The sequence below is a fragment of the Streptomyces sp. R818 genome (assembly GCF_056172735.1).
Map to the genome: position 1 here is coordinate 928,090 of NZ_JAOCNE010000014.1, position 26,011 is coordinate 954,100.

Here is a 26,011-nt window from a genome sequence, read left to right on the forward strand (position 1 = left end):
TAACGCGTGTTATGCGAATGGAAGGTGTTCATGTTCTCGCTGTCGCTGCGTGACGGTTCCCGCCTCGGCGAACTGGAGGTCTGGCACGCGAAGGAGTTCGCCGCCCATATGGACCGGGCGCGCGAGCACATCCGGCCATGGGTCGGGCCCGCGTTCGTCACCGACGACGAGGCCGGGGCACGGGCCACGCTCCAGCGGTACGCCGAACGCCGTGCCCATGACGGCGCCCGCCTGTACGGGATCTGGCTGGAGGGCGTGCTGGTCGGCGGCGTGATGTTCACCGACTTCGACGCGGCCGCCGGTACGTGTGAGATCGGGTGCTGGCTGGAGCCGTCCGCCGAGGGCAACGGGCTGATCACGCGGGCGTGCGAGACGTTGCTGGACTGGGCGTTCACGACCCGGGGGCTGCACCGCGCCGAATGGCACTGCCGGGCCGACAACGACCGCAGCTCGGCGGTGGCGAAGCGGCTGGGTATGACGCTGGAGGGCGTACGGCGCGAGGCATGGGTCCACGGCGGCACACGCCACGACAAACAGCTCTGGGCGGTCCTCTCCCCGGAGTGGCGAACCGTCGAACCCGCGACCGGCCAGGACCCGGTCGAGCGGGTCCGCGCCGCCCTGCGCGAGAGTGGCGCCACCGAGGACGTGCTCGAACTCCCGGCCGAGGCACGCACCGCCGCCGCGGCAGCCGCGCAACTCGGCTGCCCGGTGGGGGCCATCGCCAACAGCCTGATCTTCTCCGTGGACGGCGAGCCCCTGCTCGTCGTCACCAGCGGAGCGCACCGGGTGGACACCCGCCTCGTCGCCCGCCTGCTGGGTGTGGGACGCGGCAGGATCCGCCGCGCCGACCCCGAGTTCGTCCTCGCCGTGACCGGTCAGGAGGTCGGAGGTGTGGCACCCGTGGGCCACCTGCGCCCCGTACGCACACTGATCGATGTCACGCTGAACGAACATCAGCGGATCTGGGCTGGCGGAGGCATGCCGCACACCCTCTTCCCGACGACCTTCGAGAAGCTGGTGAAGCTGACCGGTGGCGAGGCGGCGGTGGTGGCGTAGGCGGGGGCTTCGAGGGCGGCCCCCCGGCCTACGAGTTGACCCAGCCGCGCGTGGACAGCACGAGCAGGTAGCCGTCCGGGTCCCGCAGTGTCACACCCCATGTGTCCCAGTACGGGTTGTGGGCCGGTACCCGCTCACCGCCGTGCCGCTCCACTCGCTCCACCAGGGAGTCGGGCACTGGTTCGTCGAGGTAGACGACCAGGAGGTCCTCGGCGGTCGGCCGCGGCTCCAGGGGAGCGGCGGGATCGTGCACGAGCTCCAGGTGCCAGGCCGCGTCGCGCCAGCCGACCATGAGCAGGGAGCTGTCCCCCGGGGTGCCGTCGGAGGTATGCCGGTAGAGGACGTCGAGGCCGAGGCCGGAGATCCAGAAGCGTTCCGCTGCCCGAAGGTCGAGCGAGGGCCTGGCTATACGGATGTGCGCCGCGGCGTCGGCCGGCATGGTCGTGCCTCCTGATGCGGGACGGGCCCGGCTCGTGCCGGGCTGGTACGGGTCCGGGTTCGTGCGTTCGGATGCCAGGGAGCTTAGGCAGCGCGTGATCGTGTGCCATCGGGCGCTGGTCCTAAGCCTGGTCGCAGGACCGAGGACCGAGGACCGGCAAGCCGTACGTCCCGTACCTGCCGTACCTGCCGGGGCAACGGTGTGCCTCAGCGCCGATGGCGCAGGCGGCGGGACGTGCTTCGTAGGCGGCGCCTGAGTTCGGTCAGGCGCGGATACTTGTCCTGCATCTCGCGGGACCGCAGATCCAGCTCCTCCACCAGCCGTGCGGAGCGCTTCTCGACGTCCATCTCGTCCAGGATCCGGTCGGCCTCCGCCAGCAGAGCGCCGTGCAGCTGCCACTGTCCGGGGTGGGCCCGTACGAGGTCGAGGAGCATGTCGGCGACCTGGTCGCGGCTCTTGCGGCCGGCCGCGAGCTCCTCGGTGAGCCGGGACTCGGCGTCCTCCGCGTTGGCGCTGACCTGTGAGGTGATCAGTACGGCGAACGCCTGGAACGCGCCGCCGATGTGGGTGTACATCTCCTGGAGCGCGGCGGCGATGTGCGCGGGGAAGAGCGGTTCGCCCGCGCGCGCCTTCGCCAGGTCGGTGAGGGTCCGGGAAGACACCCGGAGCACGACCGAGCAGATCTCGAGCGTGTCGAGGCCGGTCCGCAGGACGACCCGGGAGAGGAGCCCCTCCTTGACGCGGGGGTTGAGGCGCAGGCTGTCCTCGGCCTGCCGCAGCGCGGCGTCGACGTCGGCGATGTCGTTGTCGAGGCGGCGTGCCTCGTGCAGTTTCGTCGCCGCCTCCTCCACCGAGACGGGGCGGGCGAGCTGCTCCTGCATGTTGCTCGTCAGCCGGCACATCCTGCGGGAGAGGTCGAGCAGTGACTCGCCCGCCGTCGACACCCACACCGGAGGGACGAAGAGGGTGTTGAAGAGCAGTCCGACGACCGCGCCGATCAGCGTTTCGAGCACTCTGTCCCAGGCCGCGCCCGCCGCTTGGGTGACACCGAGGACGAGCATCGCGCTGATCGCGACCTCGACCAGGAAATCACCCGCTTTGACGAACCGTCCGATGGTGAGCGCCGCCAGGATGATGAGGCCGAGGCTCCACCAGGTGAGCCCGACCAGCGCACTGAAACCGATCGCGATCAGCACACCCGCCACGACGGCGTTCACCCTGCTGATGCCGGTGCGGATGGTCGCGTAGAGGGTGACCTGGACGACCAGGAGGGCGGTCAGCGGGGCGGTCAGGGGGACGGGTTCGCTGCTCAGTCTGAGGGCGACGACGTAGGAGATGACGGCCGCGGCGGTGGAGCGCACCGTCTGCACCACGGCGGGTTCCTTGCCACGCTTGACGAGGTTGAGAAGTGGATCAGTTGCTTCGCGCACGGGGTGCCCCTTCCCCCGGAAACGATCACAGACACCCGGGGTGCACGGTTCTGACGTGCGACGAGACGGTGTGTGAGGCGGTACGTGCGGCGGTAGGTGTGGCGGTACGTGTGGCGGTGTGTGATGCGCTGCGCGAGGCGGTGCGCAGGGCGCGCCGCGTGATGCGCGATAGTGGGCTGCATGCGTCTGCTGCTGATGTCGGACACCCATCTGCCGAAGCGTGCGAAGGTACTGCCCGCCGAGTTGCTGGAGCAGATGGCGCTCGCCGATGTGGTCGTCCACGCCGGTGACTGGGTGGACGCCGCGACGCTCGATCTGCTGGAGTCCCGCTCCCGGCGCCTGCTCGGCGTCCACGGCAACAACGACGGCCCCGAGCTGCGGGCGCGGCTGCCGGAAGTGGCCCGCGCGGAGCTCGGCGGGCTGCGCTTCGGCGTCGTCCACGAGACGGGCGCGGCCCAGGGGCGGGAACGCCGCTGCGCCGAACGCTTCCCGGACCTCGACGTCCTGGTGTTCGGGCACAGCCACATCCCCTGGGACACGACGGCTCCGGGCGGGCTGCGGCTGCTGAACCCGGGGTCGCCGACGGACCGGCGCCGTCAGCCGTTCTGTACGTACATGACGGCGGTGGCGGATGAGGGCGAGCTGACCGAGGTCGCCCTGCACCGGCTGCCGCGCCGCACGGGCTGAGCCCCGCGAGGCAGCTCTCAGACGACGTCGAACTCGTTGCCCTCGGGGTCCTGCATGGCGGTGGCGTAGAAGCCCGCCTCAGGGTCGTCGTTGATTCGCAGCACGGTGGCGCCTGCCTCGACCAGCCGTGCCACCGTGTCCTTGACCCGCCGCGTGCGGACGTCCAGGGGGACGTCGCGGCCCCCGCCGACCTTCAGGTCGAAGTGCCATCGGTTCTTGGCGGCCTTCGGCTCCGGAACCTGCTGGAACCACACCCGCGGCCCGTGCCCCGCGGGGTCGACGATCGACTCCGGGACGTCCCCGGCACCGGCCGGCAACTCCGCCTCCGGCACACCCATCGCCGCCCAGTGGGCGCGCCAGGTGGCGTGCCCGTCCGGCGGGGGCTCGGGGACGTACCCCAGGGCCTCGGACCAGAAGGCCACCATCCTCTGCGGATCGGAGCAGTCGATCGTCAGCTGCATCTGCACGGTCATAGCCATGCCCGGAGCATCCCAGACGGGTCTGACAGTCCCTGCTGCCCCGCTAGTGCTGCCCGCCATTGCTGCCGCGCTAATACGGGAAGGTACGGGGCGGGCGCGTCACGACCTGCCTGGCCGCCCGAGGATGTCCGTACCGCCGTCGACCAGCACGACCGCGTCGATCCCGCGCAGTTCGATCAGCGTGAAGGGACATCGTCATGCCGATCATTCTGCGACGCCCCCCTCACCGAACGCGCGCACATTCTGGCTACGGCTGTGCTTCCGGGCTCTCCCGTCCGGAGCCTCAGCCGGCTCTCCTACGTGTCAGGCAAATCACCGTGCTGGACCCGGCCCCCTTCGGTAGATGAAGAGGCAAGCCATGTGTCAGCAGCGTCGCCGCGTCGTATGTCATGCCCGTGGCGTCGTCGATGTAGGTGTCTGTGGGGGAGAGGCCGGGGAGGCGGAGGGTGCGGGGGTGGCCCCAGGCGAGGATGACGATGCGGTCCGCCGAGCGGTACTGGACGGCGTCCGGCAAGCGGTACTGGTCGCCGAACTGCACCACCGGGCGGATCTCCTTGTACAGCTCCACCAGGGCGCGGGCTTCGGCCAGTTGAGGCTCGGGCCAGCGGGAGAGGTCGCCGCCGATGCCGAGCGCGCCGGCCATCGCGACGTGGAAGCGGTAGGGGAGGGGCGTGCGGCGACCGGTGTGCGGGTTGGGGCTGTCGGTGACCCAGGCGGACATCGTCCGGGCTGGATAAATCTGACTGTAACCGTGCTGGATGGTGATGCGGTCATCGGCGTCGGTGTTGTCGGAGATCCAGGTCTGGTCGGTGCGGGCCAGCATGCCGAGATCGGCGCGGCCGCCACCTCCCGCGCAGCCCTCGACGCGCAGGGCGGGGTGCGCGCGGCGCAACCGGTCGAGCACCGCGTACACCCCGCGGGTGTGGTCGCTCCAGAGCCGCTCCGCGTCCGGGTGCCCCGGCCAACCCGCTTCGGTGAACGCCCTGTTTATGTCCCACTTGAGGAAGTCGACCCCGTACGTCGTCACGAGGTCGTCGAGCCACGTGTACGCCCATGCGGTCACGTCGGGGCGGGCGAAGTTGAGGACGAGCTGGTTGCGCAGTTCGGTGCGGCGGCGGTGCGGCATGTGCAGCACCCAGTCGGGGTGGGCCCGGTACAGATCGCTGTCCGGGTTGGTCATCTCGGGCTCCACCCACAGACCGAACCGCATCCCGAGCCGCCGCACCTCGTCGACGAGCGGGCCGAGCCCCCGCGGGAACCGTTCGGGGTTCGGCCGCCAGTCGCCGAGACCGGCCCGGTCGCTGGTGCGCCGCCCGAACCAGCCGTCGTCGACCACGAACAGTTCGACGCCCAGCGCCGCCGCACGCTCGGCCAGGGCACGCTGCCCCTCCAGGGTGACGTCCCAGCCGGTCGCCTCCCAGCTGTTGTAGACGACGGGGCGCACCTCGTCCGGTACCGGCAACACGTGTGCGGCGACATACCGGTGCCAGCCACGGCTCGTCGCGCCGAAGCCACCCGTGCTGAACTGGCCCGCGAAGACAGGTGTCTCATGTGTCTCCCCCGGGCGCAGCCGCCACGTCACCCCTTCGTGCCCGGCGCCACCGGTGACCGTGAACGGTCCCCCGCCGTGATCGCGCTGCGCCGTGATCCGCCAACTCCCGGACCAGGCCAGGACCATGCTCCACACCTCGCCGTGCCCCTCGTCCGCGTCACCCGCGTCGACCATCAGCCACGGGTTCGCGAAGTGCCCCGAGACACCGCGCCGGCTCGTGAACACAGTCTCGGCGTACGGGGCCTCGATCCGCCGCAGCTGTGTCTCACCCGACCAGGCGCCGACCGTGTGGCTCAGGCGTACGCCGGACGCGGCGGGCACGGACCAGGCCGCGGCGTCGCAGCGCAAGATCTCGATCGGCTCGTCGACCGCGCCCTCGGCGCTCAAGTGCCGCACCGTCAGGAATCGTTCGATCACGTCGCTGTCCGGGTGGACCGCGTAGTGCAGCGTGCAGCCCAGCGGGTAGTGCCGATCGCGCAGCCGCACGCGCAGCACGCCGCCCTCGATCTCGTGGCCCTCATGCACCCACTCGACACCGCGCGACCCGTCCGCGTACCGCACGAGAAGCGACGGCACACCGAATCTGGCGCCTCCCTCGACACCCAACTCCTCGCCGCCGGTCGAGGCGAAAGAGCTGTTCAGGCCGTTGTACGTGGGGAGGGCAGCGGCCTGCGCGAGCGTGAGGGGAGCGCCCCAGTGCACATGCCGTGGGCTGTCGTCCGCGCCGATCCGCAGCGCGTACGAGGTGGTGGGCGTGGTGAGCAGGAACGTGCGGCTGGGCTCGTCGTAGGAGATCTGGGACATCGGAGATGCCGGAGAGACCGAAGACACCTGAGACATGTGCCGGAGCCTAGATCCGAATCCCTCGAATTTAAATATTGACGAAGGAAATTAATGGCCCTACGTTTCCCCCATGTTGCTGAACCGAGCGAAGCTGCTCGCGTCCCCGGCGGCCAACACGGTGTTCACGACGGTGCTCACCCGTGGTCCGGTCGTCCGCCCCGAGATCGCCCGGATCACCGGTCTCTCCTCCGCCGCCGTCACCAAGGCGGTCAAGCCGATGATCGAGGCCGGGTACCTGGAGGAACTTCCGCAAGGGCCGCGGACCGTGGAGGGCGCGGGGCGCCCCGCGCACCCCCTCGCGGTCCGCGCCGACCGGGAGTCCTTCGTCGGTGTCAAGGTCACGGACGGCGAACTCATCGGCGTCGTCACGGACTTGCGGGCCCAGGTGCGGGCCGCGCGCCGGATGCCGCTGTCCGGCCGGTCCGCCGCACACGTGGTCCGCGACATCGCCGCCCTCGTCGCTGAGCTGGTTCCCGCCGACGCCGGGCAGACACACCACATAGGTGTCTCCGTCTCGGGCGACGTGGACCGGCCTGGCGGCGTCGTGCGGTACTCGCCGTTCCTCGGCTGGCGGGATGTCCCGCTGTCCGAACTGGTCGCCGTGGCAACAGGGTTGGCGGTCACGGTCGAGAACGACGTGAAAGCCCTGACCGTCGCCGAGCAGTGGTTCGGCGAGGGGGTGGGGGCCGACTCCTTCGCACTGGCCACGGTCGGCGCGGGGATCGGCTGCGCGCTCGTCATCAACGGGCGTCTGGTGGCCGGGGGTTACGGGGTCGCCGGCGAGATCGGGCACATCCCGGTCGCCGCCGGGGACGGGCCCGCGTGCCACTGCGGGGCCCACGGCTGCGTCGAGGCGATCGCCTCCGAGGCGGCCATCGTCGAACGGGCCCGCCGCGCGGCCGACGACCCGGAGCTGGACATGGCCGGGGCGATCGACCGGGCCCACGGCGGGGACGCCGCCGTGCGGGCCGTCTTCGACGAGGCCGGCGCCGCCATCGGGCTCGGCCTCGCCGCCATGGTCAATCTGGTCGGGCCCGAGCGGGTCGTGGTCTCCGGGGAGGGCGTCGCCGCGTACGACCTCTTCGAGGAGCAGATCCGCGCCGCGTTCACCACCCAGGCCTTCGGGGCCGCCGCCCGCTGCCCGCTCGTCGTCCGCCCGCTGCCCTGGGAAGAGTGGGCCCGCGGGGCGGCGGCGGTCAGCATCCAGTCCCTCTTCACCGCCTGACCCGAGCCGCAGGCTCCCGGTCGGGTCCCCATGTCCGACCCGCACCACTCCACCCCCGGAAGGACCCTGTCATGCCTGTCAGTTCCGCGCTGTCCCGCCGGGGATTTCTCGGCACGTCCCTGCTGTTCGTCGCCGGTGCGGCCGTGGCCTGTTCCAGCGATCCGCAGGGGACCGCCGCCGCCAGGGGCGCCGACGTCACGCTCACGCAGTGGTACCACCAGTACGGGGAGGAGGGCACCCAGGCCGCGGTCAAGCGGTACGCCGAGGAGTTCACCAAGGCCCACCCGGAGATCGCGATCAACGTCGTATGGGGCGCGGACGTCTCCCAGTACGAGACCAAGCTCAACGCCGCGCTGCTCGGCGCCGACGCCCCCGACATCTTCGAACTCGGCGACTTCCGCGCCGAGATGGCGCGCAAGGGCCAGCTCGAACCCCTCGACGACATGTACGGCGCCGCGAAGGACGGGTTCAACAAGGCGGACCTCGACTACCTCACCGTCGACGGCAAGCTCTACGGCATCAAGACCATCGACGACGTCATGGTGCTGTACTACCGCAAGTCGCTGCTGAAGAAGGCCGGTGTCACCCCGCCGGCCACCTTCGCCGAACTCGCCGACGCGGCGAAGAAGCTGACCACGGGCGGCGCCAAGGGCCTCTTCATAGGCAACGACGGCATCGGCGACAGCCCCTACCTCCTCGCCTGGTCACAGGGCGCCGACCTCATCGACGGAGACAAGGTCGTCTACGCCGACGCCGCCAGGGCCGTCGGCGGCCTGCGCGACCTGCACTCCGACAAGTCCGTGCTGCTCGGCTTCACCACCGACTGGTACGACCCCGGCGCCTTCAACCAGGGTGCCGCCGCCATGCAGTGGTGCGGCCTGTGGGCGCTGCCCGCCGTCGAGAAGGCCCTCGGCGACGACTTCGGGGTCGTGCCCTGGCCCGCGTACGACTCCTCCGGCACGGCGAAGCCGGTCGCCCGGCTCGGCGGCTGGACGCAGGCCATCCACTCCAAGAGCAGCCATGTCGCGGAGGCCAAGAAGTATCTCCAGTGGCTGTGGATCAAACAGGCGGACCTCCAGATGGACTGGGCCGTCACGTACGGCTTCCATGTGCCGCCGCAGGCCGAAGTGGCGGCGCGGACACCGGAGCTGAGCAAGGGGGCCGCCAAGGACGCCGTCGCCATCGCCAACAAGGACGGTGTCTCCTTCCCGGCCGAGTGGACGCAGGCCATGCAGGCCGAGTTCATCGCCGCGGCCGCCGACATCGCCAAGGGTGCCGGCGCCGAGAAGACACTGAAGAAAGCCCAGTCCAAGGCCCAGTCCGACCTCGACAAGCAGCTGGGCTGACGGGCGTGACCGCCACCGCGCCCGCGCGCAGGAGTCCCGAGCGTGCCACCCGGCCCGCGCCCGCCCCGGCCCCGCGCCGCCGGCGGCTGACCGAGCGGCAGTCGAAGGCCCTCGCCTTCACCGTCCTCACCGCACCGGTCCTGCTCGGCCTCGGCCTCTTCCGCTACGTCGCCATCGGCTGGAGCTTCCTGCTCAGCTTCAGCGAGGCACGCCGCACCATCTCCCTCGGCCACTGGGTCGGCCTCGACAACTACCGGCACCTGCTCGGCGACGATCGCTTCCGCGGTTCGCTCACGATGATCGTGCTGTTCACGGCGCTCATCGTGCCGCTCACCTTCGCCGCCTCCCTCGGTCTCGCCGTCCTCGTCAACCGGGTCGAGCGGGGTCGCGCCTTCTTCCGCACCGCGTTCCTGCTGCCCGCCGCCGTCAGCTACGTCGCCGCCGCGATGATCTGGAAGATGGCCCTGTTCAGCGGCGTACCGTCCGGACTCGCCAACACCCTCGGCGCGCTCTTCGGCGCCGACCCCACGCCGTGGATCCAGACCCAGAGCCCGCCTTTGTACTGGATCGTCCTCGTCACCCTGCGCCTGTGGCTGCAGGTCGGCCTGTACATGATCCTGTTCATCGCCGGGCTCCAGTCGGTCCCGCCGCACCTCTACGAGGCCGCCGCCCTCGACGGCGCCGGCGCCTGGCGCACCTTCCGCAGCATCACCTTCCCCGCCCTGCGCAACACCTCCGTCGCGATCCTGCTGCTCATGCTCATCGCCGCGCTCCAGGCGTTCGACGAGTTCTACGCGATCTTCTCCACCGGCGCCTCGCTCGGCAGCGAACCTGTGCGCACCCCGCTCATGCACCTGTACGGCGTCGCCCTCCAGGACCAGGACTACGGCGTCGGCTCCGCCGGGGCCTTCCTGCTGACCCTCCTGATCGTGCTGGTCACACTGTTCCAGGGCCGGATCCTCGGATTCGCCCGCGACAAGGACTGAACGCCATGAGCAACGTCATGCACCGTTACCGGGGAAGCGTGCTCGGCTCGGCCGCCACCTATCTGGCGCTGTGCCTCATGTCCGTCGTCTTCCTGATCCCGTTCTACGTGCTCCTGCGCAACGCCTTCATGACGACGCCGGAGGTCACCGCCACGGACTGGCACTGGCTGCCTTCCTCGCTGAACTGGTCGAACTTCACGTCCCTCTTCGACAACCCGGAACGCCCCTTCGGCCGCTCCCTCGCCAACTCGCTCCTCATCGCGGTGCTCTCGGCGCCCGTGTCGACGCTACTCGCCTCCATGGCCGGGTACGCGCTCGCCCGCATCGCCGTCCCCGGCCGGGCCGTCGTGCTCGCGGTCGTCGTCGGGACGCTGATGATCCCGCAGGCCGTCACGTTCCTGCCGACGTTCGTCGTGGTCGGCTCGATGGGCGGTGTGAACACGATGTGGGGCCTGATCGCGCCCGGCCTCTTCAACGCCTTCGCCGTCGTCCTCTTCCGCAGCTTCTACCTGTCGTTCCCCGCCGAGATAGAGGAGGCGGGCCGCATCGACGGGCTCAGCTACCTCGGTGTCTACCTGCGGATCATCCTGCCCAACTCCGTCACGATGATCGCCTCCCTCGGGGCGCTCTCCTTCATCGACGCGTGGAACACCTTCCTGTGGCCGCTGATGATCGGCCAGGACCCGAACAGCTGGACCGTGCAGATCGCCCTCTCCAGCTTCCTCACCTCGCAGACCGTCAATCTGCCCGAACTGTTCGCGGGCACGGTCGTGGCGATCCTCCCGCTCGTCGTCATGTTCCTGGTCGCCCAGCGCCACATCGTCCAGGGCATCGCGATGTCCGGCCTCAAGTCCTGAACCCCTTCCCCCCGGAGGTACGTCCAGTGCTCAGCCCCACCCGCCGCACCGCCCTCGCCGCCGCCTGCGCACTGCCCCTCGCGCTCGCCCTCCCGTCCCACGCCGCCGAGGCGAAGACCCCGTACGTCAAGCCCTTCATGGGCTGGTCCAGCTGGAGCGTGGAGTCCGCGACGCGCGACGGCTACGGCACGCACTGGCTGAACGAGGGCAACATCAGGAACGCCGCCGACTCGCTCAGCGGCAAGCTCTCCTCCGCCGGGTACAAGAACCTGAACATCGACGCCGGCTGGAACTTCGACTACGACTGGAACTTCCACACCGACGCCCACGGCATCCCGGACGCCGACAAGGAGCGCTTCCCCAGCGGAATGGTCTCCCTGTCCGATTACGTCCACGGCAAGGGCCTCAAGCTCGGCCTCTACGGCGCCGCCGGTCTGGAGAAGGAGGTCTACGACAAGAACGCCCCGATCCTCGGCACCGACTGTCATGCCCAGGACATAGCCGTGAAGCCGCTGACGCCGACCAACAAATGGGGCGGCAGCTGGAAGATCGACTACTCCGACCCCTGCGCGCAGGAGTACATCGACTCGATCGTCGCCCGGTACGCGTCCTGGGGCATCGACTTCATCAAGATCGACGGCGTCACGAAGGACAACATCGCCGACATCAAGGCATGGTCCACCGCGATCGACCACAGCGGCCGCAGCATGTGGCTCTCCGCCAGCGCCTGGCCCGTCGACCTCGAAGCCGGGGACGGCCTCCGCCCGTACGCGAACGGCGTCCGCGTCGACACCGACATCGAGTGCTACTGCGCGACCACCAGCACCTGGACCAGCTCCGTCGACGACCGCTTCGCCGACCTGCCCGACTGGCTGCCCAAGCTCCGCGCCCCCGGCTACCTCCCCGACCTCGACTCCATGCCGATCAACAACAACACCGGCAGCGGCCTCCAGGACGGCATCGACGACACCGAGCGGCAGACCGTCATGACGTTCTGGTCGATGGCGTCGTCCCCGCTCTACGTCGGCGGCGACATCTGGTTCCTCGACGACAAGGCGAAGTCGATCCTCACCAACCCCGAGGTCATCGCCGTCGACCAGGCGGCCGTCCTGCCCAGGCAGCTCCGCGCGGGCGATCGGCAGGTGTGGACCAAGCGCGTCGGCGGTGACACGTATCTCGCGGTCTACAACCTCGGTTCGACGGCCACGGACATCACCGTCGACCTCACGTCCGCCGGTGTGCACGGCAAGCAGCGGCTGCGCGACGTCGTCGCCCGCAAGGACATCGGCACGGCCACCCGCACCTGGACGGCGCCCGACGTCCCGGCCCACGGCTCCCGCCTGATCAAGCTCTCCTGACCGCCCGCCGCGCCCGCACTGAGGAGCCACACGTGAGCAACGGACCCTCCCGCCGCCTCGTCCTCGGACTCGGCACCGCCCTCGCCCTGAACACCCTGCCCGCCTTCACCGCACACGCCGCACCCCACCGCCCCACCACCTCGCCTCTCGTCCCGGCCGACGACGCGACGACCCTGTGGTACCCCGAACCCGCCGACGAGGACCTCCTCATCGAGCAGGGACTGCCGATCGGCAACGGCCGCCTCGGCGCCCTCGTCGGCGCCGACCCCTCCCGCGAACTCCTGCACGTCACCGACGCCACCCTGTGGACCGGCGGCGCCAACACCACCCTCGACGGTGACGGCCAGTTCCCGTACGGGCGCGACGACTTCGGCAGCTTCACCCTCCTCGCCCGGGTCATGGTCAGCCTCCCCGGACACGAGCGCTCCGCCGTCACCGCCTACCGCCGCACCCTCGACCTGAGCAACGGCCTCGTCACCACCTCGTACACGAAGGACAAGGTCCGCTACGTCCGGGAGATGTTCGCCAGCGCCCCCGACGACACGATCGTCATCCGTCTGCGCCAGAGCGGCGGCTCCTCCCTGAGCGGCGCCGTCATCCTCTCCGGCACCCACGGCGAGACGACCGGCGTCGACAAGGACCGCCGGCTCGCCTCCTTCTCCGCCACCCTCGGCAACGGTCTGCGCTACGCCGCCGCGGTCACCGCCGCCGGGGACGGCACGATCGCCGCGACCGGCACCCGCGTCACCTTCACCGACTGCTCCGAGGTCACCCTCGTCATCAGCGGCGGCACGGACTACGCGCCCGACCACGCCGCCGGGTACCGCGACCCGTCGACGAACCCCCTGACGCTCGCCCAGGACAAGGCGCTCGCCGCCGCCCGCACACCTGCCGCACACCTCCGGGACACCCATGTCGCCGACTACCGCTCCCGCTACGACCGGCTCGCCCTCGACCTCGGCCGCTCCACCGCCCGACAGCGCAGGCTCGACACCTGGACGCGCCTGAAAGCACGTGCGGCCGACGGCGCGGCGCCCGACCCCGAACTGGAGGCGAGCTACCTCCAGTTCGCCCGCTACCTGACGATCTGCGGCTCCCGCGACGGCCTGCCGATGGGGCTCCAGGGACTGTGGCTGGAGGGCAACACCCCGGACTGGATGGGCGACTACCACACCGACATCAACCTCCAGATGAACTACTGGCTGCCCGACCGGGCCGGTCTCGGCGACACCTTCCCCGCACTCGCGGACTACTGCCTCGCCCAGCTCCCGGCCTGGAGTGCTGTCACGCGGAAACACTTCAACGACCCGCGCAACCGGTACCGCAACACCACCGGCGAGGTCGCGGGATGGACCGTCGCCTTCTCCACCAACCCCTACGGCGGCCTCGGCTGGTGGTGGCACCCGGCCGGCAACGCCTGGCTGTGCGAGTCGCTCTTCGAGCACTACGAGTACACGCAGGACCGCGCCTACCTGGCCCGGATCATGCCGCTCCTCAAAGGCGCCTGCGCGTTCTGGGAGGCCCGGCTCGTCACCACGACCGTCGACGGCCGCGAGGTCCTGATCGACGACCACGACTGGTCGCCCGAGCACGGGCCGCAGGACGCGCGCGGGATCACGTACGCGCAGGAGCTCGTGTGGTCCCTGTTCGGCCACTACGAGGAGGCGTGCCGCACCCTGGGCCGGGACACCTCGTACGCCGCCCGCATACGTGCCTTGCGCGCACGCCTCCACCTCCCTCGGGTCAGCCCCGGCTCGGGCCGCCTGGAGGAGTGGATGAGCCCGGACGACCTCGGCGAGACGACGCACCGCCACCTGTCCCCGCTGATCAACCTGTTCCCCGGCGACCGCATCCGCCCGGACGCGGGCGATCCCGAACTGCTGGCCGGTGCGCGCGAGTTGCTCGTCTCACGCGGCATGGAGAGCTACGGCTGGGCCTGCGCCTGGCGGGCGGCGTGCTGGGCCCGGCTGAAGGACGCGGAGAAGGCGTACCGGCTGCTGCTGACGAACCTGCGGCCCTGGGCGGGCGCCGACACCGGCACCGCGATGAACCTCTTCGACATGTACCGGGTCTCGGACACCCGGGCCATCTTCCAGATCGACGCCAACCTCGGCACGCCGACGGCCATGCTGGAGATGCTGGTGTACTCCCGCCCCGGCCACATCGAGCTGCTGCCCGCTCTCCCCGACGCGTGGGCCGCGTCCGGCCGCCTCACGGGAGCGGGGGCGCGGGGCGGGTTCACGGTCGACGTCGAGTGGGAGCGCGGGCGCGTCCGCCGGGCGACCGTTCGCAGTGTCGGCGGGCGCCGGACCGAGGTGGTCATGGGAGGCAGGAGCAGGAACGTGGTGCTCGAACCGGGCGAGGCGGTGACGCTGCACGGCCGCTGATCCGCGTACGCGGTGCTGGTCCGGCCCGGCGGCGATGAGTTTCCGGGCCGGCGGCGGTCACCACCATGACACGCGACGCCTACGTACGGAGGGACAGTCCGATGGCAGACCTCATGGTGGACTTCATCATCTCGCTCGACGGTTACGCGTCCGCTGAGGGCTGGCCGGGATTCTGGGGCATGGAAGGGCCCGAGTACCTGGCCTGGCTCGACAGCGACGGGGAGAAGCGGCACACCAGTCTGATGGGCGCCACGACCTACCGGCTCATGTCGAACTTCGCCGCCCAGATGCCCGACGACCCCGGCTTCGCCGAGCTGAACACCATGCCCAAGGTGGTCTTCTCCTCGACCCTGGAGACGCCCCTGAGCTGGCAGAACACGGAACTGATCAGGGGCGACGCGGTGGAGGCCGTCCGCGACCTCAAGAAGAACTCGGACCGTCCCCTGCGCACGCTCGGCAGCGTTTCGCTGTGCCGCTCACTGCTGACGGCGGGCCTCGTGGACCGCTACCGCCTCGTGGTCTTCCCGGTCATCACCGGCGCCACCGGACAGGAGCGCATCTTCGACGAGTACCCCGACATCCGCCTCGACCTCATCGAGAGCCGCACCTTCGACGGCCGCCTCCAGCTGCTCGAGTACACGCCGACCATCCTCGACGGACCACCGGGAGCGGATGCCTAGGGCCGGTGCGGTGCCCCCGCCCTCCGGGGACGCGCCCCTGAGCCAGCACACCCGCTCGGGGACACCGTCCCCGGTGTCGAACAGACAGCACACGGCACCGCCGGCGGCGGCGAGGTCGGTGAACGTCCTCCTGACGCTTCCCGACCGCCCGAACAAGCGGCTCATCCCCGACGCCGCCGCCCAGCACTCCACCGACGCGAACCCAGGGTGCAGGAAGGACTCGATCCGGACCGTGGCGTAGATGTAGCCGATCCGCATCCGCCCGTCGCTCTCAGGGGCGGGGCCGCCCTCCCGCTCATACTCGCGCAGGGCGTCATCGACCTCGAACATCAGGGGCATCTCGAGCCCGAACGTGCCGCCTGCCGAGCAGTCGACCGGATCGCTCTCGAACCTGGACGTGAACGGCAGCACGACCCGTTCCCCGCCGGGCAGCGCCACCTCGAGCGGCGGCACACCGCGCCCCGGCGCCGCCAGCGCGGCCAGGTTGTTCAGCGCCCTGGCGACATTGTGAGGACGCAAGTAGATGTCGTAGCCGTAATCAAGCCCCACATGTCCTCCTGCCCGCTGCCGACCGCGAACCGCACGGTCTCACGCCGGGCCCCCGGGCGCTCACCCATTTTCACCGCCCGGTGATCCGCCCGGCCCGGTGGGCGCCGGTCCGTCGAGCGCCGCGATGTCCGGTGTCCGGTCGTGGAAGTGGCGTCGCAGATGCTGCTCGATGAAGCGGTCCCCGCGGCGCTCGAGGTGGGCGCGGCCCCTTTCGGTGCGGCCCAGCAACTGGTGGCGCAGGACGTTGGCGGCTATGACGGGCGGTACGGCCCAGGGGAGCGCGGGCGGCAGGTGCAGGTCGCGCATGCCCTGGCGGCCGAGGAAGTAGCGCAGCATGCTCAGCAGGCGGGCGCGCGCGTAGGCGTGGCGTACGCGGGAGAAGTGCCGGAAGTGCAAGTGGCGCTGGGCCTCCACGAGCGCGCCGGCCAGCGGCGGACCGGCCGGGCCTCCGTAGCTCTGGGTGAGCAACAGGTGGTAGTTGAGGCGGTGTTGCTCCGACTCCCGGTCGCAGAGCCAGTCCGCGTCCACGCCCATGAGATGGCCGACGTACTTCCACAGGTGCATGAAGGCACGGGACTCCGCGCGGCTGACGCGCACGCCGAGGAGCCGGACCCCGAACAGCTGGACCGCGTTGAACAGGCCGAGGGTGGAGGCGAGATCGGACCGGTTGACCGGCAGGCCCCAGCGCGCGGTGTCCCAGCGGCCATCGTGCTCGTACGCGTGGTTGACCAAGGCGTGCATGAGGCGGACCTGCACCGTCAGGCGGAAGCCCTCGCCCGCGCGGCGCAGGGCGCCCGGGGCCGTGACCGCTGTCGCCCACTTCTGCGTCTCGGCGATCCTGCGCAGGGCGGAGTCACCGAGCAGCCCACCCCGTCTCGACCAGCAGCCGCGGCGGCCCGTCGAACCGGTACGAGCCGATCAGCGCGAGCTGCAACAGCACGTCGGCGGCGCTGCGACCGAACCTGCGCGCCACCCGTCCGCCCTCCTCGATCAGGTCGAAGTCCACCCAGTCCGGCACCGGGTCGACCGCGGCGAAGAAGTCCCGCAACGCCGTGGGCGCGTCCGGCACGGTGTCGACGCCGTCGGCGAGCGCGCGCCGGAACTGCCCCATCGTGACCCGGCCGGGCTGCGCGGGGCCGGCGGGGCGCATGGCGCGGGCCAGGGCCGCGGCCGTCTCGTCGCGCGCGGTCAGCCGCTCGCCGATCGTGGCGAGGAGCCGGTCGTCCACGCGCCCCCGGCTGACGCGCAAGAGTCGCAACGGCCGCCCCACGCGCCGGTTGCGATGTTCGGTCTCACGGAAGCGCCGGGGGTAGGTGCAGGAGGGTGCGGAGGGCTCTGAGGCTCGGGAGGATGGGGACGGCGGGGGTGTCCGCGTCAGGTTCGGCTCGGTCGAGGGCTCTCGCGACAGGTGCTCGTGTGCGACCATGTGTCGATGCTGACGGCCTCTCATATTCGCGTTCAACTCGCCTTCTGATGCCCAGGTCAACCCCCTCACCGGGCCCCGGCCGCGCGCCCCGTACTCGCGTCGGCCCGCGCAGGACGCCGCGCCAGGAACGGTCGCGGGAGACGGTGCGGCGTATCCTGGAGGCCGGTGAGCAGGTCCTCGCGGAGCACGGTTACGAGGGCGCGTCGACCAGCCGCATAGCGACGGCGGCCGGTCTCAGCCCCGGCTCGCTGTACCAGTACTTCCCGCACAAGGACGCGATCGTCTCCGCCGTGCTCGAGCGCTACAGCGACCAGTTGGTCGCCGGGATCACGGCCCGGATGACGGGCCAGTTCGAGCAGCCCGCGCCCGTCCTCGTCCGCGCCACCCTCGCCACGCTGCTCGACGGCCTCGACGTGGAGCCACCGTTCCTCCGCGCCGCTGTCGAGCACGGTCCCCGCCTCGACGACGGCCGGGCCCTGCGCGTCTTCGAGGACCGCATCGGCGAACTGGTCCTCGCCTATCTCACCACCCGCCGCGAGGAACTCCGCCCGGACGTCCCCCTGCACGAGGCCGCATGGATGCTGGTCCGCACGGTCGAGCACCTGACGGTCCGCTACCTCCTGGACCGCCCGCCCATTCCACGGGACCGCTTCCTGGCCGAGCTGACGCAACTGACGCTGAACTACATCCGTACGGCGCCGGAATGAGCCCAGGGTCGTGGCGGACAGCGGGTCACGGAGCCCGGTGAGGAGCCCGCTGTGTCCCAGCGGCCGGTGCTCGGGTCAGCGGACCCGGTCGTAGACGAGGGCCAGGGTGCCGTGCTCGCCGGCACTCTGGCTGACGAGCGTCCACTGTCCCGGAGGCAGGCCGTCGTCGAAGAGCCGGGGGCCGCCGCCGAGCATGACCGGGAAGACCGTGAGCGCCAGTCTGTCGACCTGGTCGGCGGCGAGCAGCGCTTTGATGACACTTGCGCTGGACAGGACGAGGATGTCCTCGCCCTCGGTCGTCCTGAGCTCCGCGACCACCTCGGCGGTCGGTCCGTCGGCGAGCGTCGTCCGCTCCCAGGGTGCTTCGCGCAGAGTGGAGGAGAGGACGACCTTGTCGCTCTCGACGAGCCACTTGGCGAAGCCCTCGTCGCGCGGATCGGCGCCCTCCGTGCCGATGACCGTGGGCCAGAACCCGAGAAAGCCCTCGGCGTTGACCCGCCCGAGCACGGCGGTCGACGCGGACTCCCAGAGGTGGGTCAGGTGGTCGCGGGCGACATCGGTGACGGCGTACGGCATCACCCAGCTCATGTCCAGCGGGTCGTCGGGCTTGGCGTAGTGGCCGTCGAGGGACAGGGCGATGTTCGTGACGACGCGACGGCCGCCGGACTGCTGAGTCATGACGTGCTCCTTGGGTCGGTGATGCTGCTGTCGCTGAGGTCGTGCTTGCCGTTGTCGTTGTCTTCTGTGTGCATGCCGTCTTCTGTGGGGGAGCTGTCTTCTCTGCGCGTGCAGGCGGCGGCGAGTTTGTCGAGGCTCTGGCCGAAGCCGATCTCGATGCCCGCGATGAAGTCGGCCGAGTCGATGGTGCTGTCCGTGACCCGGTAGTGGACGTCGAGCTCCGTTCCGCTGTCGCTCGGTGTCAGGTCCAGGTCGACGTGGGCGGTGAACGCGGGGCTGCCGTCCGGCAGTTGCGGTGTGAGCCGGTACGCGAGGTGCTCGGCGGGGCGGGCCCCGTCGACGACGCCTTCCGCGCGCCCGGCGACCGGCTCCGCGCCGTGGGCGTCCTCGGCATCCCGGTACTCCTGGACGATCCGCCCGCCCGGGTGCGCCTCGAAGACCAGCTCGGAGACGCGGAGGTCGTCCGGCGTCCACCAGGCGGCCAGCAGCGCGGGGTCGGTCAGATGGCGCCACAGCGACTCGGGGCGTACGGCGAGCGGTCGCCGGAACCGGAACGAACGGCCGTCGGCCCAGCCCGGATCCTGCGCCGCGAGCCGCTCCGCTTGCAGGGCGAGTCCGTACCGGTCGTAGGTCGCTCGTGGCCCGTCCTCGCGGTCCGCGCGGTCGGCGAGCAGGCTCAGCGCGGCCGCCAGGTCCCGCAGGGGGTCGGGGCGCAGGGCGTAGATGCGGCGCTGGCCGGTCCGCTGCGAGGTGACCACACCGGCCCGCTCAAGGGTCTGCAGGTGCTTGGTGGTCTGCGGCTGACGCGCCTCCGCGAGCTCGGCGAGGACGCCGACCGGGCGGGGTCGCTCGGCCAGGAGGGTCACGAGCCGCCAGCGGGCCGGGTCGGCCAGCGCGGAGAGGAGTGCGTCCATGGCTCCAGTATTCGCCGAGAAGAATATTCCTGTCAAGGAATATGAGCGAACAGGCAACACCAAGCCGCCGAGCACGCGGAAGTGCCGAGCAGGCTGGACTGGGCGAAGTGGCCGAAGTGACCGAAGTGACCGAAGTGACCGAAGCGGCCGAGCGCTACGGCACGGGCGGCGCTTGCGGGGCGCGGAGCACCAGCAGAGTGATCTCGCTCGGGGCGAAGACGCGGAAGGGCGGCCCCCAGAAACCGGTGCCGCGGCTGGTGTAGAGCAAGGTGCGGGCGCCGTGGCGGCTGAGTCCCGCGAGGGCGGGCTGGTCCAGGCGGACCAGGTGGTGGAAGGGCCAGATCTGGCCGCCGTGCGTGTGCCCCGAGAGCTGCAGGTCGACGCCGTCGGCGGCCGCCCGGTCGACGAACTTGGGCTGGTGGGCCAGGAGCAGCACCGGCAGGCCGGGGTCGGCGCCGTGCAGGGCTTCGGCGAGGTCGGCGCCGTGGCCGGCCACGCCGGAGGCCTCGGCGGTGACGTCGTCCACGCCGGCGACCACGAGGGTGTCGCCACCGCGTTCGAGCAGCAGGTGGCGGTTGCGCAGCGGCTCCCAGCCGAGCCGGTCCATGAGGTCGACCCAGCCCTGCGCCTCGCTGTAGTACTCGTGGTTGCCGGTGACGTAGACCCGGGCGCGGGAGGCTCGTACGGTGCCGAGCGGGGTGGCCTGGGCGCGACGGCGTTCGGCCGTGCCGTCCGCGATGTCGCCGGTGTGGCAGACCAGGTCGGCCTCCAGGGAGTTCACCGTCTCGCACACCCGTGCCGACCACCGGGCCCGGTCGAGCGGGCCGTAATGGGTGTCGGTGATGAGGACGACGCGGGTGCCGTCCAACCCGGCACCCAGGCGCGGCAGTTGTACGTCGAGGCTGCGCACCCGCGGCACCCGGCGCGCCTCGGCGTACCCCCAGATGAGCAGCGCGGCGGCTGTGCCGAGGACCGCCCATGTGACGATGCGGGCGCGGTCCTGGCCCTCGCCGACACCGGCCGCGACCAGAGCGAGGCGCAGCAGGACGCCGAGGATGACGGACCAGGTGAACAGCACCCAGCTCGCGCCAAGCAGTGTGTCCCCGACGATCGCCGCGCCGTCCTGCTGCCGCCGGCCGTGGCCGCGCACCATCGCGAGCGGCATGGTGACCAGCCCGAGGACGAACACCGCGGTGCCGGCCAGGGTGACGGGCACCGGCCAGTCCTGACCCCCGTACAGCAGAACCCCACAAGGAACGCTCCAGAGCAGGACCGGGGCGATGAGGGGCAGGTAGCGCATCAGCCGGCGCAGTCCGCTCTGCCGCGTCTCGTGCTCCGCGCTGCCTGCGGAGTCTGCCGGCTGGGTCTCGCTCGTGTCGGTCACGCTTCCCCTCCTGGAGCAACCGCGGTCTCGCGCGCACTGTATCCGGTCGTCCTCCAGCCGGATGAGGGCGCGGGGCGTTCAGGGGCGTACGAGGCGGCGCAGCGCGATCAGGGCCAGAGGCGCGTAGGCCAGGACGACGGGAAGGGCGCCCTCGACCCGCAGCCGCGTCGCCGCCCCCGAGGCGCCGTACGGCCGTACCTCGTGCCACAGCCGCATGCGCACCGGTCCCACCCGCACACGCCAGCTCCATGAACGGGCGGCGGGATCGACGGACGTGATGACGAAGGCGACGGCCGGTCCCACCGCCGGGCGCAGGCGTCCTCGCATTCCGGCTCGCAGGGTCTCGCCGGTCTCCACGGAACGGATCTGCGGCGCCCAGGTCGGCCAGAGTGCGGGGTGCAGGTAGCGCCGCCACGCCGTGTCCGCGTCTGCCGCGCCACGCGCGCGTAGAGTCAGTCTCACTCGGCCAGCGTGGACGTGCGGCACCGTGGGCGCCACTTGTGCGCCGTGGTCAAGCCGTACTCGTGGCCACTTCCCACGGCAGGGCCGCGGCGATCTCGAACCGCGCGCTCAGGTCGGTCATACGTAGCACGCGCAACGTGCGCTCCTCGTCCGTCACCAGGCGCAGCCGTCCGCCGCCGGCGGCCGTCCGGGTCCGCGCCCGGCACAGGGCGCCGAGGCCCGCGCAGTCGACGAAGGTCACCTCGCGGAGGTCCACCACGACATCGGCGAGAGGGGCCGTGGTCAGCACATCGAGGTGAGCCGTGATCCGGGGTACCGCCGCCACGTCGATCTCCCCGTGCAGGGCGACCACGTGGGTGTCGCCGACGGAGTGCTCGGTGAGGACGGAGGCGGTGCCGGCGTGGGTGAGCGTCATGGGTCCCAGCCAACCCTGTGAAGGCACCGTCCTTGCAGGGACATCAGGCCCCGATTCCGTTGATCGGCAGGGCCGTTCGGCCCGTGTTCCTGTTCGGTGGAGTAGGTGTGCGACTTCCTGTTCGGTGCCGAAGGTGTACGACGCCGGGGCGGGGGCACCCGGAGGGTGAGCGGGCCGGTGCATCCCCCGTCGCCGGCCCCGCTCGTGCCCCGGGGCGGGCGGCTTCCCAGGCGAACTCCGGAAGCCGCCCGCCACCCCGTTCGGCAGGGCTACGTACCCCCGCGGGGTTTGCGGGTATCTCCCACCACGCGCCCGGGTGGGTCATTGCTAGATCCACCCAGCCGCGAGGCAGCCATCGCAACGCTCGATCAGCCCACGCTCACCATACGCCCCTTGCTCGGCACCCCGGACGCGTCGAGGGCGAACAGGAGGTAGCTGCCCGGGAGGGCGATGCCGGGGTCGGTGGGGATGGAGAGGGTGTAGGACGTCGCGCTGTCGCGGGTGAAGGTGAGGGGGACGCGGCGTTGGTCGTTGTCGGTGGAGTGGGTGGCCGCGCCCGCGCGGACCAGGGCGAACGAGGTGACCGCCGAGTCCGTGGTCACGGGGACGGTCGCGCCGTGGGCGACGCGGGCGGGCACTGTGCCGGTGATGGCCGGGCGGGTGCGCTCGGTGCCGTCGGGGTTGAGCAGGTAGGGCGGGGTGAAGACGGCGCCGTCGGCGTGATTGGTGGCGCAGTCGCCGCACAGACCGCCGCCCCCGGAGAAGATGCGCCCGTCGGGCAGGAGGTTGGCCACGCTGTGGTAGTTGCGCGGCACCGCCATGCTCGCCATGCGGGTGAACTGCCCGGTCGCCGGGTCCCAGATCTCCGGGGTCAGGGACGAGGTCGCGTCGCTGAAGGGGACCGGGTAGGACTGGCCGCCGAACACCGCGACCTTGCCGTCCGGCATGACCACGCTGTTGCCGAAGGAGCGGGCGAAGTCCATGTCACCGGTGCGCGCGGCACGCGGCTGGCCGCCCCCGGTGAGATCGACCGTGTAGGCGCGCCGGGTCGCCGTCGTGTTCTCGTACGCGGTCGCGCCGCCCAGGGTGAGGAGTTTGCCGATGTCGTACGCGACGGCGTTGCCGTTCATGGCGTCGGCGCTGTCGGCACGCGTCCCGGCGGCAGTGACGGAACCGTTCCCTTCAGTGGAGATCCAGTTCATCTGCTTGCTCGGTCCGAGCTGGAGGACGCGGCCGTTCGATGTCGCGTGCAGCCATTGGTGGTTGTCGGCGCGGTAGGGGCCGGCGGGGTCGGCGGTCATGGTGGTGGTCACCGGTACGCCGGGCAGCTTGCGCCAGGTGCCGGTGGACGGCGACCACACCTCGCCGTCCTTGCCGCCCTGACCGCCGCTCCAGGAGCCGCCGAGGACGAACGCGTCGCCGTTGGAGAGCAGCGTCATGGCTTGATAGCCGCGGGCGATGTTCATGTCGGTGGTGGCCGACCAGGCATCGGTCGCCGGATCGTAGATGCTGGCGCGCTCGGCGTTGCTGCCGCCGGTGACGAGGACCCGGCCGTCCTTGAGGACCGCGATGCCGGGGCAGAACATGTCGTGCCTGGTGTTGTCGACGCGCCGCTGGGTGACGGCTCCGGTGCCGAGATCCATGATCGCGGTCTGCGTGTAGCCGTTGCTCCCTCCGAAACGGTCGACCCCGTACGCGGACCAGGCGAGCAGCTTGTTGTTGGGCAGGAGCGCCGTGGCCACGGGGACCAGCGGGAAACCGGTGACGCGGCCCCAGGAGCCGGCCGTCGCCGGGTTCGCCGGGCCGCTGAGGCGGATCTCCGCCGCCGAGGACCACTGCCCGCGCCCGCCCGCCTCGGTCGTGGCCGTCAGGCGTACGTACCGGGCGCTGACGGTGCGGGTGAAGGTGGCGCCCTTGACGGTGTCGTCGTCCTTCCAGGTGCCGCTCGCGACGGGTGCCCCGAAGGTGGTGCCGTCGGTGCTGGTCGTGACGGTGTAGGCGCCGACGCGGCCGTTCGCGCCCGACCTGCGCGGCTGGTAGGTGAGGGCCGAGACGTCGCGGGCGCTCTTCATGTCGAGGGTGATGCTGTGCGGCAGGGGCTGGGCGGTGCCGGAGTAGCGGCTGTGCCAGATGGTGTTCGGGTCGCCGTCCAGGACGTTGGCGGCGACGTCCGTCGAGGAGTTCGTCTCCTGGTCGCTCGCCGTCGCGGTCCAGCCCGTGCGCGCCAGGTCGACGACGGAGGCGGGGGAGCCGGGGTCGCCGAGGAGGTTGAGCTCGGCCGCCGACGTCCAGGGGCCGCGGTTGCCGGCCTCGCTCGTCGCGGTGAGCCGCACATAGCGGGCGCCTTGCGCGGCGAAGCTCAGGGTCTTGGCGGTGGCGTCGTCGCCGAGGGTGCCGGAGGCGACGGCGGAGCCCCAGTTCGTACCGTCGGCGCTCAGATGGATGGCGTAGGAACCGACCCTGCCGTTGGGGCTGTTGGTGCGCGGCTGGTAGACGAGGGCGGATACGACAGCCGTACGGTGCATGTCGACCGTGATGGTGTGAGGCAAGGGGGCGGCGGTGCCGCTCCACTTGCTGTGCCAGATGGTGGCGGTGCTGCCGTCGAGGACGTTGACGGCGCGCCCGTTCTCGGACGCGGTCTCCTCGTCGCTCGCGGCCACGGTCCAGCCGTCCCGCGGAAGTACGGGGGCGGTGGGCTCCATGGCGTCGGCGGGCACGACCGGCTCGTGCGGCGCCGCCATCGGATGGCGTGGGTCGGGAGCGCCGCCGGGGCCCGGGGCGTTCGCCGCGGTGGCCGAACCGCCGCCCGTCAGCGGGAGCAGGGCGGCGATGACGGCGGCGAGCGCGAGGGCGATGAGGCTGGTGGATCGGAAACCGGTGGATCTGAGGCCGGTGAATCGGAGACCGGTGGATCTGGGGCCGGTGGGTCGGAAACCGGTGGATCTGAGCCGGCCGTGCGGGAAGGGCTTGAGCAGACGGGTCAGCATGATGTTCCCCCAGTGGTGCGCGAAAGGTGCGCAGATGAGGGCATGACCATGCCAATAGGGCGGAGGAGTGTAAAGGGATTTCCCGTACCTGTCGGTTGTTTTCGCGGCCGGGGCATTCCCGGCCGACGCCACTGGCGCCGCCCCGCCCCGTTCGTCAGGATGGCAGCGTGAAAACGATCTCCTTCCCCCAGACCGAACTGCGGGCCTCGAACGTCGTCCTGGGCCTGATGCGCATCGCCGAACTCGACGACGAGGCCGTCCGCGGGCTGTACCACAGCGCCCGGGAGGCCGGGATCAACACGTTCGACCACGCCGACATCTACGGCCCGGCGCGCCACGCGTGCGAGGAGCGCTTCGGCCAGGCCGTGAAGCTGACCGGCGCGGAGCGCGAGTCCATCGTGATCCAGAGCAAGGTCGGCATCAGGACCGGCTTCTTCGACTTCTCCAAGGAGCACATCGTCGGCACGGTCGAGGAGTCGCTCGCGGCTCTGCGCACCGACTACCTCGACGTACTCCTGCTGCACCGCCCCGACACGCTCGTCGAGCCGGAGGAGGTGGCCGCCGCGTTCGACGAACTGCACGCGGCGGGCAAGGTGGTGAACTTCGGCGTCTCCAACCACACGCCGGGACAGATCGAAGTGCTCAAGACGGCGGTCCGCAGGCCCCTTGTCGCCAACCAGGTGCAGCTGAGCATCACCCACTGCCCGATGATCGCCTCGGGGATCGCCGCGAACATGGCCGGCCTCGACCAGTCGGTGGACCGCGACAACGGTCTGCTCGACCACGCGCGCGTGAACGGGATCACGTTGCAGGCCTGGTCGCCGTTCCAGAAGGGCTTCTTCGACGGGGTCTTCATCGGGGACCGCGAGAACTACGCGGAACTGAACGACGCCCTGGACGAGTTGGCCGAGAAGTACGGGGTGACGCCGACCGGCATCGCCGTCGCGTGGATCACCCGGCACCCGGCGAACATGCAGGTGGTGCTCGGCACCACCAACCCGGGCCGGGTCGCCGAGTCCGCCGCGGGCTCGGACCTCCCGCTCACCCGGGAGGAGTGGTACCGCCTCTTCACGGCGGCCGGGCACGTGCTGCCTTGATGCGGACCGTCCCGGCCTCCGGGGAGTGAGGGGGCCGGACCGGTCCGGCCCCCTCGGAAGCGACAGC

24 protein-coding genes and 1 pseudogene are annotated in these 26,011 nt (G+C 71.0%); 13 read left to right on the forward strand and 12 right to left on the reverse strand.

The features are described 5' to 3' along the window. Window positions 1-30: 30 nt before the first annotated feature. A pseudogene (locus N5I75_RS36060) lies at window positions 31-567 on the forward strand (GNAT family N-acetyltransferase); the annotation flags it as partial. Window positions 568-645: 78 nt separating this feature from the next. Beyond that, on the forward strand, window positions 646-1,056 hold the full coding sequence (locus N5I75_RS36065) for a YbaK/EbsC family protein (RefSeq protein ID WP_476684900.1): 411 nt from the start codon (window positions 646-648) through the stop codon (window positions 1,054-1,056). Between the two features lie 28 nt (window positions 1,057-1,084). On the opposite strand, the gene N5I75_RS36070 is transcribed toward N5I75_RS36065, so the two are convergent. Both N5I75_RS36070 and N5I75_RS36075 read right to left on the reverse strand, forming a co-directional pair. Further along, window positions 1,085-1,495, reverse strand: coding sequence for a VOC family protein (locus tag N5I75_RS36070; protein ID WP_476684377.1), 411 nt, complete (start codon window positions 1,493-1,495; stop codon window positions 1,085-1,087). 206 nt (window positions 1,496-1,701) lie between these two features. Then, window positions 1,702-2,925: an FUSC family protein gene (locus N5I75_RS36075; RefSeq protein ID WP_476684378.1), complete on the reverse strand. Its 1,224-nt coding sequence runs from the start codon at window positions 2,923-2,925 to the stop codon at window positions 1,702-1,704. Between the two features lie 180 nt (window positions 2,926-3,105). Between N5I75_RS36075 and N5I75_RS36080 the strand changes: the two genes are divergently transcribed. After that, a complete protein-coding gene (locus N5I75_RS36080; protein WP_476684379.1) occupies window positions 3,106-3,612 on the forward strand; it encodes a metallophosphoesterase family protein in 507 nt (168 codons plus the stop codon). A 17-nt stretch (window positions 3,613-3,629) separates the two neighbouring features. On the opposite strand, the gene N5I75_RS36085 is transcribed toward N5I75_RS36080, so the two are convergent. Further along, entirely contained in the window at window positions 3,630-4,085 is a 456-nt protein-coding gene (locus tag N5I75_RS36085; RefSeq protein ID WP_476684902.1) for a VOC family protein, read from the reverse strand. A 289-nt stretch (window positions 4,086-4,374) separates the two neighbouring features. Next, window positions 4,375-6,447 (reverse strand): alpha-galactosidase, encoded by a 2,073-nt coding sequence (locus tag N5I75_RS36090; RefSeq protein ID WP_476684380.1) that lies wholly within the window; start codon window positions 6,445-6,447, stop codon window positions 4,375-4,377. A gap of 109 nt (window positions 6,448-6,556) precedes the next feature. Here N5I75_RS36090 and N5I75_RS36095 point away from each other — a divergent pair, with 109 nt between their 5' ends. From N5I75_RS36095 to N5I75_RS36130, 8 genes are all read left to right on the forward strand, one after another. Then, window positions 6,557-7,711 (forward strand): ROK family protein, encoded by a 1,155-nt coding sequence (locus N5I75_RS36095; RefSeq protein WP_476684381.1) that lies wholly within the window; start codon window positions 6,557-6,559, stop codon window positions 7,709-7,711. Between the two features lie 71 nt (window positions 7,712-7,782). After that, a complete protein-coding gene (locus N5I75_RS36100; protein ID WP_476684382.1) occupies window positions 7,783-9,057 on the forward strand; it encodes an ABC transporter substrate-binding protein in 1,275 nt (424 codons plus the stop codon). A gap of 5 nt (window positions 9,058-9,062) precedes the next feature. After that, window positions 9,063-10,043: a carbohydrate ABC transporter permease gene (locus N5I75_RS36105; RefSeq protein ID WP_476684383.1), complete on the forward strand. Its 981-nt coding sequence runs from the start codon at window positions 9,063-9,065 to the stop codon at window positions 10,041-10,043. A gap of 5 nt (window positions 10,044-10,048) precedes the next feature. Continuing rightward, window positions 10,049-10,900 carry a carbohydrate ABC transporter permease gene (locus N5I75_RS36110; RefSeq protein WP_476684384.1) on the forward strand — a complete coding sequence of 284 codons (852 nt, stop codon included), beginning with the start codon at window positions 10,049-10,051 and terminating at the stop codon, window positions 10,898-10,900. 26 nt (window positions 10,901-10,926) lie between these two features. Then, window positions 10,927-12,258 (forward strand): glycoside hydrolase family 27 protein, encoded by a 1,332-nt coding sequence (locus N5I75_RS36115; protein ID WP_476684385.1) that lies wholly within the window; start codon window positions 10,927-10,929, stop codon window positions 12,256-12,258. A 32-nt stretch (window positions 12,259-12,290) separates the two neighbouring features. Continuing rightward, the gene (locus N5I75_RS36120) at window positions 12,291-14,645 is read left to right on the forward strand and encodes a glycosyl hydrolase family 95 catalytic domain-containing protein (RefSeq protein ID WP_476684386.1); all 2,355 of its coding nucleotides are present in this window, start codon (window positions 12,291-12,293) and stop codon (window positions 14,643-14,645) included. 101 nt (window positions 14,646-14,746) lie between these two features. Then, window positions 14,747-15,325: a dihydrofolate reductase family protein gene (locus tag N5I75_RS36125; RefSeq protein ID WP_476684387.1), complete on the forward strand. Its 579-nt coding sequence runs from the start codon at window positions 14,747-14,749 to the stop codon at window positions 15,323-15,325. A 73-nt stretch (window positions 15,326-15,398) separates the two neighbouring features. Beyond that, window positions 15,399-15,566, forward strand: a complete 168-nt coding sequence (locus N5I75_RS36130; protein WP_476684388.1) for a hypothetical protein — start codon at window positions 15,399-15,401, stop codon at window positions 15,564-15,566. A 368-nt stretch (window positions 15,567-15,934) separates the two neighbouring features. Here the strand turns inward: N5I75_RS36130 and N5I75_RS36135 are convergent, their stop codons facing one another. Beyond that, on the reverse strand, window positions 15,935-16,738 hold the full coding sequence (locus N5I75_RS36135) for an oxygenase MpaB family protein (protein ID WP_476684904.1): 804 nt from the start codon (window positions 16,736-16,738) through the stop codon (window positions 15,935-15,937). After that, window positions 16,728-17,102 carry a hypothetical protein gene (locus N5I75_RS36140; protein WP_476684389.1) on the reverse strand — a complete coding sequence of 125 codons (375 nt, stop codon included), beginning with the start codon at window positions 17,100-17,102 and terminating at the stop codon, window positions 16,728-16,730. Before N5I75_RS36140 ends, N5I75_RS36135 begins: the two co-directional genes overlap by 11 nt. A 341-nt stretch (window positions 17,103-17,443) precedes the next feature. Between N5I75_RS36140 and N5I75_RS36145 the strand changes: the two genes are divergently transcribed. Continuing rightward, complete coding sequence (locus N5I75_RS36145) at window positions 17,444-18,007, forward strand: TetR/AcrR family transcriptional regulator (RefSeq protein WP_476684390.1); 564 nt, start codon at window positions 17,444-17,446, stop codon at window positions 18,005-18,007. Window positions 18,008-18,082: 75 nt separating this feature from the next. Here the strand turns inward: N5I75_RS36145 and N5I75_RS36150 are convergent, their stop codons facing one another. The 6 genes from N5I75_RS36150 to N5I75_RS36175 all read right to left on the reverse strand — a co-directional run bounded on the left by N5I75_RS36150 (window position 18,083) and on the right by N5I75_RS36175 (window position 24,847). Continuing rightward, on the reverse strand, window positions 18,083-18,685 hold the full coding sequence (locus tag N5I75_RS36150; protein WP_476684391.1) for a dihydrofolate reductase family protein: 603 nt from the start codon (window positions 18,683-18,685) through the stop codon (window positions 18,083-18,085). Beyond that, entirely contained in the window at window positions 18,682-19,599 is a 918-nt protein-coding gene (locus N5I75_RS36155) for a metalloregulator ArsR/SmtB family transcription factor (protein ID WP_476684392.1), read from the reverse strand. Before N5I75_RS36155 ends, N5I75_RS36150 begins: the two co-directional genes overlap by 4 nt. A 154-nt stretch (window positions 19,600-19,753) precedes the next feature. Next, window positions 19,754-20,983 carry a metallophosphoesterase gene (locus N5I75_RS36160; protein ID WP_476684393.1) on the reverse strand — a complete coding sequence of 410 codons (1,230 nt, stop codon included), beginning with the start codon at window positions 20,981-20,983 and terminating at the stop codon, window positions 19,754-19,756. A 78-nt stretch (window positions 20,984-21,061) separates the two neighbouring features. Beyond that, the gene (locus N5I75_RS36165) at window positions 21,062-21,445 is read right to left on the reverse strand and encodes an SRPBCC family protein (protein WP_476684394.1); all 384 of its coding nucleotides are present in this window, start codon (window positions 21,443-21,445) and stop codon (window positions 21,062-21,064) included. 49 nt (window positions 21,446-21,494) lie between these two features. Further along, window positions 21,495-21,860 carry an STAS domain-containing protein gene (locus tag N5I75_RS36170; RefSeq protein WP_476684395.1) on the reverse strand — a complete coding sequence of 122 codons (366 nt, stop codon included), beginning with the start codon at window positions 21,858-21,860 and terminating at the stop codon, window positions 21,495-21,497. Between the two features lie 368 nt (window positions 21,861-22,228). Continuing rightward, the gene (locus N5I75_RS36175) at window positions 22,229-24,847 is read right to left on the reverse strand and encodes a discoidin domain-containing protein (RefSeq protein WP_476684396.1); all 2,619 of its coding nucleotides are present in this window, start codon (window positions 24,845-24,847) and stop codon (window positions 22,229-22,231) included. Between the two features lie 167 nt (window positions 24,848-25,014). Between N5I75_RS36175 and N5I75_RS36180 the strand changes: the two genes are divergently transcribed. Then, on the forward strand, window positions 25,015-25,944 hold the full coding sequence (locus N5I75_RS36180) for an aldo/keto reductase (protein WP_476684397.1): 930 nt from the start codon (window positions 25,015-25,017) through the stop codon (window positions 25,942-25,944). The last annotated feature ends 67 nt before the right edge of the window (window positions 25,945-26,011 follow it).

Bases quoted from the DNA above. Each gene is read 5' to 3' on its own strand.
- N5I75_RS36085 (WP_476684902.1), bottom strand. From the start codon at position 4,085: ATGACCGTGCAGATGCAGCTGACGATCGACTGCTCCGATCCGCAGAGG.
- N5I75_RS36150 (WP_476684391.1), bottom strand. From the start codon at position 18,685: ATGACTCAGCAGTCCGGCGGCCGTCGCGTCGTCACGAACATCGCCCTG.
- N5I75_RS36110 (WP_476684384.1), top strand. From the start codon at position 10,049: ATGAGCAACGTCATGCACCGTTACCGGGGAAGCGTGCTCGGCTCGGCC.
- N5I75_RS36070 (WP_476684377.1), bottom strand. From the start codon at position 1,495: ATGCCGGCCGACGCCGCGGCGCACATCCGTATAGCCAGGCCCTCGCTC.
- N5I75_RS36090 (WP_476684380.1), bottom strand. From the start codon at position 6,447: ATGTCCCAGATCTCCTACGACGAGCCCAGCCGCACGTTCCTGCTCACC.
- N5I75_RS36155 (WP_476684392.1), bottom strand. From the start codon at position 19,599: ATGGACGCACTCCTCTCCGCGCTGGCCGACCCGGCCCGCTGGCGGCTC.
- N5I75_RS36175 (WP_476684396.1), bottom strand. From the start codon at position 24,847: ATGCTGACCCGTCTGCTCAAGCCCTTCCCGCACGGCCGGCTCAGATCC.
- N5I75_RS36125 (WP_476684387.1), top strand. From the start codon at position 14,747: ATGGCAGACCTCATGGTGGACTTCATCATCTCGCTCGACGGTTACGCG.
- N5I75_RS36100 (WP_476684382.1), top strand. From the start codon at position 7,783: ATGCCTGTCAGTTCCGCGCTGTCCCGCCGGGGATTTCTCGGCACGTCC.
- N5I75_RS36170 (WP_476684395.1), bottom strand. From the start codon at position 21,860: ATGACGCTCACCCACGCCGGCACCGCCTCCGTCCTCACCGAGCACTCC.
- N5I75_RS36080 (WP_476684379.1), top strand. From the start codon at position 3,106: ATGCGTCTGCTGCTGATGTCGGACACCCATCTGCCGAAGCGTGCGAAG.
- N5I75_RS36095 (WP_476684381.1), top strand. From the start codon at position 6,557: ATGTTGCTGAACCGAGCGAAGCTGCTCGCGTCCCCGGCGGCCAACACG.